The organism is Microbacterium sp. (genome assembly GCF_039812165.1).
Classification (GTDB): domain Bacteria; phylum Actinomycetota; class Actinomycetes; order Actinomycetales; family Microbacteriaceae; genus Microbacterium.
This window is the reverse complement of sequence record NZ_JBDIAB010000067.1, coordinates 1-12910: the sequence shown is the minus strand read 5'-3', so window position 1 is coordinate 12910 and position 12910 is coordinate 1. Positions and strand designations below refer to the sequence as shown.

The 12910-nt window shown below is 71.0% G+C and carries 14 protein-coding genes; 12 read left to right on the top strand and 2 right to left on the bottom strand.

Annotated features, from left to right (window positions below; all coding sequences use genetic code 11):
- Positions 1-320 precede the first annotated feature (320 nt).
- On the bottom strand, positions 321-992 hold the full coding sequence (locus WML84_RS07485) for a YqaJ viral recombinase family protein (protein ID WP_347345518.1): 672 nt from the start codon (positions 990-992) through the stop codon (positions 321-323).
- 233 nt (positions 993-1225) lie between these two features.
- Between WML84_RS07485 and WML84_RS07480 the strand changes: the two genes are divergently transcribed.
- The 9 genes from WML84_RS07480 (at position 1226) to rplL (ending at position 7656) form a co-directional block, all read left to right on the top strand.
- Positions 1226-2317: a Gfo/Idh/MocA family oxidoreductase gene (locus WML84_RS07480; protein ID WP_347345517.1), complete on the top strand. Its 1092-nt coding sequence runs from the start codon at positions 1226-1228 to the stop codon at positions 2315-2317.
- Complete coding sequence (locus tag WML84_RS07475) at positions 2314-3051, top strand: ThuA domain-containing protein (protein WP_347345516.1); 738 nt, start codon at positions 2314-2316, stop codon at positions 3049-3051. Before WML84_RS07480 ends, WML84_RS07475 begins: the two co-directional genes overlap by 4 nt.
- A gap of 257 nt (positions 3052-3308) precedes the next feature.
- Positions 3309-3926, top strand: a complete 618-nt coding sequence (locus tag WML84_RS07470) for a SipW-dependent-type signal peptide-containing protein (RefSeq protein WP_347345515.1) — start codon at positions 3309-3311, stop codon at positions 3924-3926.
- 41 nt (positions 3927-3967) lie between these two features.
- Positions 3968-4549: a SipW-dependent-type signal peptide-containing protein gene (locus WML84_RS07465; RefSeq protein ID WP_347345514.1), complete on the top strand. Its 582-nt coding sequence runs from the start codon at positions 3968-3970 to the stop codon at positions 4547-4549.
- A 59-nt stretch (positions 4550-4608) separates the two neighbouring features.
- Complete coding sequence (locus tag WML84_RS07460) at positions 4609-5199, top strand: S26 family signal peptidase (protein WP_347345513.1); 591 nt, start codon at positions 4609-4611, stop codon at positions 5197-5199.
- Positions 5196-5930, top strand: a complete 735-nt coding sequence (locus tag WML84_RS07455; RefSeq protein WP_347345512.1) for a hypothetical protein — start codon at positions 5196-5198, stop codon at positions 5928-5930. Before WML84_RS07460 ends, WML84_RS07455 begins: the two co-directional genes overlap by 4 nt.
- A 53-nt stretch (positions 5931-5983) precedes the next feature.
- Positions 5984-6454: a hypothetical protein gene (locus WML84_RS07450; RefSeq protein ID WP_347345511.1), complete on the top strand. Its 471-nt coding sequence runs from the start codon at positions 5984-5986 to the stop codon at positions 6452-6454.
- 263 nt (positions 6455-6717) lie between these two features.
- Entirely contained in the window at positions 6718-7233 is a 516-nt protein-coding gene (rplJ, locus tag WML84_RS07445) for a 50S ribosomal protein L10 (RefSeq protein WP_347345510.1), read from the top strand.
- A gap of 36 nt (positions 7234-7269) precedes the next feature.
- Positions 7270-7656 (top strand): 50S ribosomal protein L7/L12, encoded by a 387-nt coding sequence (gene rplL / locus WML84_RS07440; protein WP_347345509.1) that lies wholly within the window; start codon positions 7270-7272, stop codon positions 7654-7656.
- A 96-nt stretch (positions 7657-7752) separates the two neighbouring features.
- On the opposite strand, the gene WML84_RS07435 is transcribed toward rplL, so the two are convergent.
- Positions 7753-8778, bottom strand: coding sequence for a LacI family DNA-binding transcriptional regulator (locus WML84_RS07435; protein WP_347345508.1), 1026 nt, complete (start codon positions 8776-8778; stop codon positions 7753-7755).
- Between the two features lie 223 nt (positions 8779-9001).
- Here WML84_RS07435 and WML84_RS07430 point away from each other — a divergent pair, with 223 nt between their 5' ends.
- Genes WML84_RS07430 through WML84_RS07420 form a run of 3 tightly spaced genes read left to right on the top strand, consistent with a single transcriptional unit; the run spans position 9002 to position 12556 of the window.
- Positions 9002-10303, top strand: coding sequence for an ABC transporter substrate-binding protein (locus tag WML84_RS07430; protein ID WP_347345507.1), 1302 nt, complete (start codon positions 9002-9004; stop codon positions 10301-10303).
- A 16-nt stretch (positions 10304-10319) separates the two neighbouring features.
- Positions 10320-11678 (top strand): sugar ABC transporter permease, encoded by a 1359-nt coding sequence (locus WML84_RS07425; protein WP_347345506.1) that lies wholly within the window; start codon positions 10320-10322, stop codon positions 11676-11678.
- Positions 11675-12556, top strand: a complete 882-nt coding sequence (locus WML84_RS07420; protein WP_347345505.1) for a carbohydrate ABC transporter permease — start codon at positions 11675-11677, stop codon at positions 12554-12556. Before WML84_RS07425 ends, WML84_RS07420 begins: the two co-directional genes overlap by 4 nt.
- Positions 12557-12910: the final 354 nt, after the last annotated feature.

The following is a 12910-nucleotide window of genomic DNA, read 5'->3' as shown; positions in this document are numbered from 1 at the left end:
AGGCCGGACAGCGCCTCGAGCACCTGCCGGCGGGACATCGCCGGCACGTCGGGAGCAGACATGGAGATCCTTCGAGAGAGGAGCGGATGCCGCGGCGCCGGTGTCGCGGATGGTTGAACTTGGTCAACTATACGCCGATGATTGACGTGAGTCAACTATCGCGCCCAATCACCCCGGCATCCGCCCTCTCGCCGCGTCCGCCGGCCTCGCGAAACCTCCGCTATGTACGCTTTCGGCCCGGTTTCGGCGGTCTTTCGTGACATACGTGAGGTCTCGCGGGGCGAGGGGAGGCGCGGCGAGGGGGGGGCGCGCGCGGCGGCTCAGTCGGCCAGGGCCAGCGCGCGGTAGGGCTCGCGCGGCGCGAGGGGCGCGGCATCCGCCTGCCGCCGGCGCACCGTGCGCAGGTAGAGCTCGTCGATGAGGGCCGTGGCGAGGTTCACGAGCTTCGCGATCTCGGCCTCGTCGCGGTCGACCCAGGCGCAGCGCGGCTCGTCGCCCACGGGCACGAAGTCGTCGTGCTCCTCCCAGGCCACGAGCGTCCGCTCCGCGCCGAGCACGTGCTGCTGCCACCACACCTGACGCAGGTAGGAGCGGGGGATCGAGCGCCACGCCTTGTTGGTCGTCTTGATCTCGGCCAGCGTGACGCGCCCGTGCACGTCGACGACGATGCCGTCGGGCGTGGCCAGGTGGCGTCGCTCGACCTCGGCGTGGAAGAGGGCCGACGACGGCTGGATGCCGTGGGTCGCGGCCACCCACGCGGCGATCTCGGGCTCGCGGCGTCGCCCGTGCGCGGTGTAGGCGTTGCCCGAGAAGCCCGAGCCCATGAGCTTCGCGTCGGCGGCGCGCGGGATCGCGTTGAGCGAGGTGAGCGTCGCGACGTCCGTCGCGGTGATGCCCCGCGAGCGCGCCCGCACCCACGCGACGCGGTCGCGCGAGTCGGCGACGATGCGCGCCGCCAGCTCTGGCGATCGCGCGGCGAAGTCGGGGCTCACCGTTCGAGGGTAACCAGCGGTCGCGACACCGCGCACCGCGACGCGCGGCGCAGCACTGCGCCGCGTCTCGGGATGTCGTGGGCGGGGTCGGGCGGCGGGTGCGCGTCCCGTCGGGAGAGCGCCCCGTGTCGCTCCCCGGAATGGTCCGATCCGGCGGCGCGTGGAATACTTTATTCGGAGCGCGAATCAATACGCGCGCAGAACCCCTCCACCACGTCTCACCAGGGAGTGACATGACATCTGCAGCCTCGGTCCGTCCGCTCAAGGCGGGCGTCGTCGGGCTCGGCTGGGCCGGTCGGCAGCACATCGCGGCGTACGACGCGCTGCCCGACGTCGAGCTCGTCGCGATCGCGGGCGAGGAGCCGGCGATGCTCGAGAAGCTCGGCGACGACTACGGCGTGCCGCACCGGGTCGCGTCCTGGCAGGAGCTGCTGGACGTGCCCGGGCTGGACGTCGTCAGCATCGCGGTCCCGACGTTCCTGCACGCGCCGATCGCGATCGCGGCGCTGGAGCGCGGCATCCACGTGCTGACCGAGAAGCCCATCGCCCGCGACGGCGCGGAGGGGCAGACGATGGTGGATGCCGCCCGCCGCGCGGGCCGCGTGCTCGAGGTCGTGTTCAACCATCGGCTGCGCGGCGACGTGCAGGCGCTCACGAACGTCGTCGCCGGCGGAGAGCTCGGCAGGCCGTACTATACGCGTGCCACGTGGATGCGCCGTCAGGGCATCCCGTTCCTCGGCAGCTGGTTCACCAACCAGGAGCGCTCGGGCGGCGGGCCGCTCATCGACATCGGCGTGCACGTGCTCGACTACGCGCTGCACATCCTCGGCGAGCCCCGGGTCGTGAGCGTCACGGCATCCACGTACTCCGAGCTGGGACCGCGCGGCCTCGGCGGCACCTCGCGGACCCCGGCCGAGAACTCCGCGTACGAGGTCGAGGACTTCGCGACCGCGTTCCTCCGTCTCGAGGACGGCGGCACGCTCATCATCGAGGCGTCGTGGGCGGTCTACCGCGCGCAGAGCGACCTGATGGACGTGCGCGTCTTCGCGACCGACGGCGGGGCCGAGCTCGTCATCGACGGCGCGAGCCTCGCTCCGGCGGGCGAGCTCACCGTGTACCGCGACACCGACGGCGAGATCGACGACCGCGTGATCGAGGCCTCGCAGGGCCCGGCGCACGCCGGCGTGGTCGCCGCGTTCGTCGAGCACGTCCGCGATCCCGAGACCTGGGCGCAGCACGACGGCTCGCTCGCGCTGGAGCGTGCGCGCATCGTCGACGCCTGCTACCGTTCAGCAGCCGACAAGCGAGAGGTGGTGCTGGGATGACCCTGCGCGTGACCGTGTGGAACGAGAACGTCCACGAGCAGAACGGGAGTCCGGCCTCGATGGCGACGGACTACCCCGAGGGGATGCACGGGGCGATCGCGGCGGGCCTCCGGCGCCTGCTGCCCGACGCCGAGGTGCGCACCGCCACCCTGCAGGAGCCCGAGCACGGCCTGACCGCCGAGGTGCTCGACGCCACCGACGTGCTCCTGTGGTGGGGGCACATCGCGCACGAGCAGGTCGACGACGCGATCGTCGACCGCGTGCAGGAGCGCGTGCTCGGCGGCATGGGCCTGCTCGTGCTGCACTCGGGCCACTTCTCGAAGATCTTCAAGCGCCTCATGGGCACGACGTGCTCGTTGAAGTGGCGCAACGAGGGGGAGCGCGAGCTGGTCTGGACGGTCGCCCCGCGGCACGAGATCGTCGACGGCATCCCGAACCCGATCGTGGTCCCGGCGCAGGAGATGTACGGGGAGTTCTTCGACATCCCCGAGCCCGACGAGCTGGTGTTCATCTCCTCGTTCACGGGCGGCGAGGTCTTCCGGTCCGGCGTCACCTACACGCGCGGCGCGGGCCGGGTGTTCTACTTCAGCCCCGGCGACCAGGACTACCCGGTATACCAGCAGGACGAGATCCAGCGGGTGCTGGCGAACGGCGTCCGCTGGGCCGCGCCGCGTGCCGGTCGCAGCCTGCCCGAGGTGTCGAACCCGCAGCGGGACTGGTTCGTCGCGGGCTGAGCCCGACGGCATCCGCCCCCGGCATCGGGCCGTTCCTCGCACCGAGCCCGCCCCTCCGACCGCCGTGTGCGGAGGGGCGGGCTCGGTCGCGTGCACGGCGAGCGGGTTGCCGCGCGTCTGCGGCAGCGGCGCGCCTCCGCTAGGGTGAGACCACAGAGGCACCGTCGTGATGCCTCTGTCCCGTTGTCTGACTTCGCTGGGGTCTGTCCGGTTATCGGGGGGGATTTCACGAAATCGACTGTATTTCGGGGGAAATGATGACAACGGACACCACCAGACGGAAGGTGCTCGCCGTGCTCGTCGGCGGCATCGTGCTCGGCATCGGCGCGGCGGTCACGCTCGCCGCGTGGAACGACTCGGAGTTCGCGAAGGGAACCTTCACGGCCGGCTCGTTCGATCTCGAGGGCGCCACGAACGGCGCGAACGGCACCTACACCGACCACGTCGACGCGGCGGGGGCTGCGACGCTCAGCTTCACGACGCCGCTGGCCGGCAACATGTCGCCGACCGATGTCGTGTACGCGCCGTTCTGGGTGCGCCTCGACAGCGCGACGACGAACGACGCCACGCTCGTGGCCAGCTCGGCCTCGGGCGAGGACACGACCGGCGCCAACACGGCGCAGCTGTCGTACACCGTGTACGCGATCGCGCCGGGCGCGACGTGCGACGCGACGGCATCGGGCGGGACGCTCGTCGCGTCGGGCGCGAACCTCGACGCGTTCACGGCCGGCTCGTCGGTCGCGCTGACGGCGGGTGCGGGCACCGACCCGGGCACGCCCGTGCAGCTCTGCTTCGCCGTCACGGCCGCTGCCGGTCTGGAGCAGGGCCACGAGACCACGGCGACCTGGTCGTTCACGGCGACGTCCACTCCCTGATCATGACGACGACCCGCAGGGGGATGCGGGAGGCGAGACGCGTGCGCTCACGACGAGTGCGTGCCGTGCTCGCCGGCGGTCTCGTGCTCGGAGTCGGCGCGGCGGGCACGCTCGCCGCGTGGAACGACTCCGAGCACACCGCCGCGACGTTCACCGCGGGACGCTTCGGCGTCGTCGGCTCGACCGACGGGTCGAGCTTCGCCGACCACGCGACCTCGGGCGCGGCCGCGTCGCTCGCCTTCACGGCGCCCGTGGGCGCGATGGCGCCGGGCAGCACGGTCTACGCGCTCTTCGCCGTGAAGACCGTGAGCCCGTCGGTCGCCGGCCAGGTGCAGCTCGTCTCCGACAACGCCGGGATCACGGGTCTCGGCCCCTCGTTGCGGTACTCGGTGAGCGTGATCAGCGGCACCACGTGCAACTCCACGACGTTCGCCGCCGGCACGCTCGTGGTGCCCGCGACCTCGCTGCTCACGGCCAACGGCACGGGCCCGCAGGCGCTCTCGGCCGACGGCGGCAGCACCGTCAACTACTGCTTCGCGGTCACGCTGCCCGCCGACGCCGACAACGGTGTGCAGGGGCTGACGGCGACCGCGAAGTGGGTCTTCCAGGCGGTGTCGACGTGACGGCCGCGAGGGGGGATGCCGCAGGGCGCCGGCGCTCGCGCCGATCCCGTGCCGGCCGCATGGCGGGCGACGTGCTGCTGTGGGTCGCAGCGTTCGGCGGCACGGTCTGCATCGTGCTGGTCGTGTTCGCGTACGCGTTCGACATCACGCTCATCATGTTCCGCACCGGGTCGATGGCGCCGGCGATCCCGGCCGGCTCGGTCGCCGTCGTGCAGCGGATCCCGGCATCCGACGTCCACGTCGGCGATGTCGTCACCGTCGACCGCGTCGACGAGCTGCCGGTCACGCATCGGGTCCGGGCCGTCGCGCCGGGCGCGATGGCGGACGAGCGCACCCTCACGCTGCGCGGCGACGCCAACGAGCAGGACGATCCGTTCCCCTACGAGGTCGCGTCGGTGCGCCGCGTGATCGTCGCGATCCCCGGGGCCGCCGTCGTGGTCGTCGCGTTCGGGAACCCGTTCGTGCTCGGCGGCGTCACGCTCGCCGCCGCGCTGCTCGTCGGCTGGGCGTTCTGGCCGCGCGAGCCGGCGAGGAGACGCGACCGGGACGACGGCGCGAGGGATGCCGGCGATGGCGCCGTGCTCGCCGGCGTGCACGAGGCCGACGCCGTCGCGCGCGACGTCGGCGCGCACGACGAGGGGCGGACATGAGCCGGCGGGCGCTCGCATCCGCCGCGCTGGTGATCGGCCTCGCGGGCGTGGCCGTGGTGGCGGAGGCTCCCGCCGTGGTGGGGGCGACGACCTCGGGGCCGGTCGACGCCGTCGCGCGCACGGCGGCTCCATCCGCCGTCCTCGTCGACGCCGCGCCGACGACCGAGGTGGTGCAGGGCCGCTACCTGCGTCTCGTGTCGGTGGCCGACTGGGATGCCGCGGCCGGCATGGCCGTCGGCTCCTCGGTGCGCTGGGACCTCACGGTGAGCGCCGCCGCCCCGTCGCCCGGGATCGTGCGCATCGCGGTGAGCGCCGATGGCTCGCTGCCGCTCGAGCTCGATGCGCGCGCGTGCGCGCAGCCGTGGAGCGGCGAGACGTGCGCGACCGGCGTCGAGCCGCTCCGCGAGGACTGGGCACCGCCGCTGCACGGCGAGCTGGTCGCCCTGACGGCCATGGCCGACACGGAGGTCCTGCACCTGCGCATCGACGTCCGCAGGGCCGCCGGGGGCGATGAGCTCGCCGAGACCTCGTTGCGCGTCCAGGCGAGCGGCATGGGCGACGAGGTCGCCATCGGTCCCGGCGCCGACGAGCTGGCGGGCACCGGCATGTCGCCGATCGTGCTCCTGGTCTTCGGCGGGCTGGTGGCGCTGCTCCTCGTGTGCGGCATCCTGTTCTGCGAGCGTGCGCGGCGGAGGGGCCGCCGCGACGACGAGCCGGGCGGCGGCGCGTGAGCCGGCGGCGGCGGTGGATCGCGGGTCTCGCGGGTCTCGGCCTGCTCGCGGGCGTGGCCTTCGCCCCGCCGTCGACGGCCACCGAGGCCGTCTTCACGGACGCCGAGCACGCCACCACGCCGGCGATGACCGCGCTTCGTCTCGTGCCGCCCCAGATCACGGCGATCCCGACGTGCCGGCATCCGCTTCTCGGAGGGACTTCGGTCGGCATCACCTGGACCTGGATCGCGAACGACCCGCCGTACTCCACCATGACGACAGCGAATGCGCAGTGGTCCATCGGCGGAGGCGCGTGGCAGACGCGCACCACGACGGGCACCGGGCCATACACGACATCCTTTCCCGTCAGCGTCCTGGAAGGCGTACTCGGCAGTCTTCTGGGCACGACGTACACGATCAGGATGCGGACGGCCTGGACCACTCCGGGTGGAGTCATATGGACATCGCCGTCCGTGAGCACGGTCACGGTGATCGTGCCGGCGTTGCTGGGAGCGCAGACGTGCACGCCGGCCAACGGCACATGAAGTCGCGATTTTGCGGCGCGGGACCGATGCCGTAGCCTGTACGGGACCGAAGACCGCTGGTCGTCGGTGCGCGCGTGAGCGAGCATCGACCGAAGCACTGCTCAGCAGGGGCCCGCGCAGGTGACACAGATCGATCTCCTGATCCAGGAATCCCGCTCCGTGCGCTTGCGCCGGAGCTTTTTTCTTTGCCGTGCCGGAGACGCCCGCGAACCGAGGTCGGCGCCCCACCACCGTGGAGCGCCTCGTAGACACAAGGAGTGGCCATGGCGCAGAAGGAAGCAACGGTCGCCGAGCTCACGAAGAACTTCGAGAGCTCGACCGCCGTCCTGCTGACCGAGTACCGCGGTCTGACGGTGGCGCAGCTCAAGGAGCTGCGCACCAGCATCCGTCAGGACGCGGAATACGCCGTGGTGAAGAACACGCTGACCAGGATCGCCGCGAACAACGCGGGGATCTCGGCGCTGGACGAGGGACTGAAGGGTCCGTCGGCCATCGCCTTCGTGCACGGCGACCCGGTCGCCGTCGCGAAGGGCCTGCGTGCCTTCGCCAAGGCTCACCCTCTTCTCGTGATCAAGGGCGGCTACTTCGACGGTGCCCCCCTGACCGCGGAAGAGGTGAACAAGCTCGCCGATCTCGAGAGCCGTGAGGTGCTGCTGGCCAAGGTGGCCGGCGTTCTCAAGGCCTCGCTGACGAAGGCGGCGTACGTCTTCAACGCACCGCTGTCGAAGGCCGTCCGCACGGTCGACGCGCTGCGCGAGAAGCAGGAGTCCGCGGCCTGACCGGCCCCGGCTGAGTAACCACAACAAGGAGAAATCATGGCAAAGCTCACCACCGACGAGCTGATCGACGCCTTCAAGGAGCTGTCGCTCATCGAGCTCAGCGAGTTCGTCAAGCAGTTCGAAGAGGTCTTCGACGTCACCGCCGCCGCTCCGGTCGCCGTGGCCGCCGCCGCGCCGGGTGGCGCCGCTCCGGTCGAGGAGGTCGAGGAGAAGGACTCGTTCGACGTCATCCTCGAGGCTGCCGGCGACAAGAAGATCCAGGTCATCAAGGCCGTCCGCGAGCTCACCTCGCTCGGCCTCGGCGAGGCCAAGGCCGTCGTCGACGGTGCCCCCAAGGCCGTGCTCGAGGGCGCGAACAAGGACGACGCCGAGAAGGCCAAGGCCAAGCTCGAAGAGGCCGGCGCGACCGTCACCCTCAAGTGAGCCGAGCGGCGCAGCCGCTCGACACCCGCACGAATGCCCCCGGGAATCCCGGGGGCATTCGTCGTCCCGGGCCGGCGTCCCCGCCCGGCGGGGACGCTAGTCCACGGGGGCCAGGCTGGAGGCGTGCGCCGCGGTCGTGCCCCGCATGACGATCGGGGCGGCGTCGTGGATGCGCTCCGGCGCGGCATCCGGATCCTCCAGCTGCCGCATGAGCAGCTGCACGGCGGCGACGCCCTGGTCGAAGGGGCGCTGCTGCAGCGTCGTCAGCGAGAACATCTCCGCGTAGTGGTGGTCGTCGATGCCGATGACGCTGAGGTCCGACGGCACCCGGATGCCGAGGCGTCGGGCCGCGATGATCGCCCCCACCGCGACCTCGTCGCACACGCCCACGAGCCCGGTGGGACGGTGTCGGCGGTCGGCCAGCAGCGTCGCGCCGGCGCCGTAGCCGCCGGGCATCGAGACGACGCACCGCGTGTGCCGCACGAACGCGTCGAGCCCCGCCTCGTGCATCGCGTCGCGGTAGCCGGCCAGGCGCATCCCGTCGCCGAAGCTCGTGTGGCGCCCGTCCGGGTCGCCGCCGAGGAAGGCGATGTCGCGATGCCCGAGGCCGATGAGGTGCTCGGTGGCGATGCGCGCGGCGGCGCGGTCATCGATCGAGACGGCGCTCGTGCCGAGGTGGTGGCCGCCGACGCTGACGACCGGGCGGGCGAAGGAGATCAGTCGCTCCAGCTCGTGCGCGCTCGGCTCGATGCCGATCGCGATGATGCCGTCGAGGCGCTTGCGGGTGAGGAAGAAGTCGAACATCGCCCGTCGGAGGGCGGAGTCCGACGGCGCGCTGTAGAGGGCGAGGTCGTAGCGGTGCTCGAGCAGGGCGTGCTGGACGCCCTCGAGCACCTCGGCGAAGAACCAGCGCGTGAGCGAGGGCATCACGACGCCGATCGTGCGCGTGCGCCCGGTCACCAGGCCCGCCGCCGAGCTCGACGCCGCATAGCCGAGCTCGCGCGCCGCCGTCTCCACTCGCAGCCGCGTCGCGGCGGCCACGTAGCCGCGCCCCGTCAGCGCGCGGCTCGCCGTGGCCGGCGAGACGCCCGCGCGCGCGGCGACGTCCGCGATGCCTGTCACGGTACGACTGTAGAAGATCCCGGATCGTCGCGAAACCTGTAAGCGATTCCACTTTGAGGAAGCGCATCCTATTGTCGTTCTCGCGTGATGGATGCGCTCTGTATCGGCTTTATATCAGTCCACCCCGACCGCCTTGCGGCCCCGTGACGGCCTGCCTAGGGTGAAATGTGGAAGCGATTCCGCATCGATTCGATGCGGCGCACATGACATCAAGGGGGATCGCATGATCGCACGCACCCGCACCGTCCTCTCGGCCGCCGCGCTCGTGGTGACCGGCGTCCTGATCGCCGGCTGCGCCGGCGGCGGGTCGCCCTCAGACGGCGCCGCCGTCGAGGGGGACTTCTCCGGACAGACCCTCAACGTCGCCGCGACGTGGTCGGGCGACGAGCAGAAGAACTTCGAGGCGGTGCTGAAGAAGTTCTCCGACGACACCGGCGCCACGGTCAACTACACGAGCTTCGGCGACAACGGACCCACCTATCTGCAGGGCCAGCTCGAGGGCGGCACGCCGCCGAACGTGGCCGTGATCGGCCAGCCCGCGCTGCTGCAGTCGCTCGCGCGCAACGGCGACCTCATCCCGCTCGGCGGCGACGCCGCGAATGCCGTGAACGCCAACTACTCGCAGACCTGGATCGACCTCGGCACGGTCGACGACCAGCTGTACGGCGTGTGGTTCAAGGCCGCGAACAAGTCGACGGTCTGGTACAACGCCGACATCTACTCGGATGCCGGTGCGGAGGTCCCCACCGACTGGGACGGCTTCCTGCAGCAGCTGCAGCTCGTGAAGGACTCCGGGTACGCCGGCATCTCGATCGGCGCCGACGTGGGCTGGCCGCTGACCGACTGGTTCGAGAACGTCTACCTGCGGACGGCCGGCCCCGACATGTACGACCAGCTGACCAACCACGAGATCCCGTGGACCGACCCGTCGGTGCAGGAGGCGCTCGAGGTGCTGGCGAGCCTGTGGGGCACCGACCTGGTGCAGCCGGGCGGCGCGCAGCGCACGTTCCCGGAGAGCGTGACCGCGGTGTTCGGGGCGAACCCCGAGGCCGGCACGGTGTTCGAGGGCGACTTCGTGGCGGGCAACATCGCCGTCGACGGCAACTCGACGGTCGGCGAGAACGCGCTGTTCTACGACTTCCCGGCCGTGAACGACTCGCCGCCGGCGGTCGTGGGCGGCGGCGACGTCGCGGTGCAGTTCGTCGACGACGAGGCCACGGCCGCGCTCATGGCCTATCTGGCCTCGCCCGAGGCCGCGGAGATCTGGGTGCCCGAGGGCGGCCTCACCTCGCCGAACAACAACGTCGACACGTCGCTGTACCCCGACGACATCGCGCGCCAGATCGCCGAGGCGCTCACCGGCGCCGAGGAGTTCCGGTTCGACATGTCGGACCTCACCCCGAGCGCCTTCGGCGGCACCCAGGGACAGGGCTTCTGGCAGGAGATGATCACCTTCTACCAGAACCCGAGTGACGTCCAGGGGACGATGACCCGCCTCGAGGCGGCCGCGGCGGCCGCGTACTGAGCGGAAGGACACCGCCGTGACCACGACCGTCGACACGGCCCCCGTCACCGGCCGGAGGAGCGCAACCCCCACGCACTCCTCCGGCGGGTGGCGCCGCATCGTCCTGCTCGCCTCGTTCCTGGCGCCCGCCCTCGTGGTCCTCGGCGCCCTCGTGATCTACCCGATCGTCTACACGGTCGTCCGATCGTTCTACAGCGCCTCGGGCGGCGACTTCGTCGGCTGGGACAACTACGTGCGCATGTTCACGAACGAGACGACGTTCACGGCCATCCGCAACAACGTCATGTGGGTCGTCGTCGTGCCGGTCTCGTGCACGATCCTCGGCCTCATCTTCGCCGTGCTGCTCGAGAAGCTGAAGTGGAAGACGGCGTTCCGGCTCATCATCTTCATGCCGATGGCGATCTCGATGCTCGCCGCCGGCGTCATCTTCCGCGGCATGTTCCAGGAGGACCCCAACCTCGGCGTCGTCAACGCCGTCATCGTCGGCGTGAACAAGTCGTTCTCGAACGAGGCGAGCTATCCGGGCGCGCAGCCGCGTCCCGACACCGGGGTCGTCGCCGACCGCGGCGCGATCGCGTCGGCGGATGCCGTGCCGCCCGGCACGACCGTCGACTTCGCGCTCACCGGCATCCGCCAGAGCAATCTGCCCGAGGACGCCGCCCAGGCCGCGGCGGCACCGGCCGCGAGCGACACGCAGCTGACCGGCACGGTGTTCCTCGACGTCGTCCGCGGCGGAGGCGGCACGAACGGCGAGATCGAGCAGGGCAAGAGCGGCCTTCCCGGCATCCGCGTCGACGCCGTCTCTCCGGACGGATCGATCCACGGGTACGCGACCACCGGCGCCGACGGCACGTTCACGATCGAGGGGCTCACCGCGGGCGAGAGCTACCGCGTCGCGCTTCCCGCCACGAACTTCGACGAGGGGTTCCAGGGCGTGTCGTGGCTCGGACCGTCGCTCATCAACGCGGTGATCATCCTGTCGTACATCTGGATCTGGGCGGGCTTCGCGATGGTCATGATCGCCTCCGGTCTGTCGGCGATGGACCGCACGCTGCAGGAGGCGTCGCGCGTGGACGGCGCGAACGAGTGGCAGGTGTTCACCCGCATCACCGCGCCGCTCCTCTCGCCGGTGCTCGTCGTGGTGTTCGTGACGCTCATCATCAACGTCCTGAAGATCTTCGACCTGGTCTACGTGATCCCGCCGGGCCAGTCCAAGCCCGCGGCCAACGTGATCGCCGTCGAGATGTGGACGGTGTCGTTCGGCGGCGGCAACAACCAGGGGCTCGGATCGGCGCTCGCGATCCTGCTGCTGATCCTCGTGCTGCCGTCGATGATCGTCAACGTGCGCCGCTTCCGCGAGGAGCGGGGACGATGACCACCGTGGAGGGGATCGTCCGGGGCAAGCTCACCGCCGGGCAGCGCGTGCTGCGCGTCGTCAACTCCAGCATCGTCAACGTCGTGCTCATGATCGTCGCGCTGTTCTGGCTCATCCCCACGATCGGCCTGTTCCTGACCTCGCTGCGCAGCGGGGGCGACAGCGCGTCGAGCGGCTGGTGGACCGTGTTCACCAAGCCCGCCGAGCTGACCATCCAGAACTACGCCAACCTGCTGCAGAACCCCACGATCACCGGGTCGTTCTGGAACACGATCGTCATCACCGTGCCGGCGACGGTGCTCGTCGTGCTGGTCGGGTCGATGGCGGCGTACGCGTTCGCGTGGATGACGTTCCCCGGGCGGGACTGGTTCCTGATCGTCGTGATCGTGCTGCTGGCGGTGCCGATCCAGGTGGCGCTGATCCCGCTGGCCCGACTGTTCGGCGCGCTCGGGATCTTCGGCTCGGTCGTCGGCGTGATCCTGTTCCACGTCGCGTTCGGGCTGCCGTTCGCGATCTTCCTGCTGCGGAACTTCTTCGCGCAGCTGCCGGGGGAGCTGCTCGAGGCCGCGCGCATCGACGGGGCGGGCGAGTGGCGGATCTTCTTCCAGGTCGTGCTGCCGCTGGGGCTTCCCGCGATCGCGTCGCTCGCGATCTTCCAGTTCCTGTGGACGTGGAACGACATGCTCGTCGCGCTGATCTTCACGAACTCCGAGTCGCAGCCGCTCACGGTCGCGATCCAGTCGCAGCTGCGCCAGTTCGGCTCGAACATCGACGTGCTGTCGTCGGGGGCGTTCCTGTCGATGATCGTGCCGCTGATCGTCTTCTTCGCGTTCCAGCGCTACTTCGTGCAGGCGCTCCTCGCCGGCTCGCAGAAGTAGAGGCGCAGCCGGGGTCGGCCCGGGGTCGCTCGGACCTGCGAGGCCGCAGGCCGTCGGCCGGCACCGGCGTCACCGGTCGCGAGTGCTCGTCTTTCCGCGTCGACGCGACAAGGTGCGCCGGGCGGACGTCGGGCCGCCCTGTTCCCTTGTCGCGGATCGTCGCCGGCGCGCCCGCGGACGACCGTATGCGCCAGGTGGGACCGACGCGGTCGCGGAGGCGCCTGGGCGGCGGCGCTACGAGCAGCCGAGGCGCAGCTGGAGTGCGCGCATGAGGTCGATCTCGGCCGACTGCGTCGCCGCGACGCCGTCGGCCACCTGCAGGGCACGCGGGTCGTGTCCGAGCTCGACGAGCGC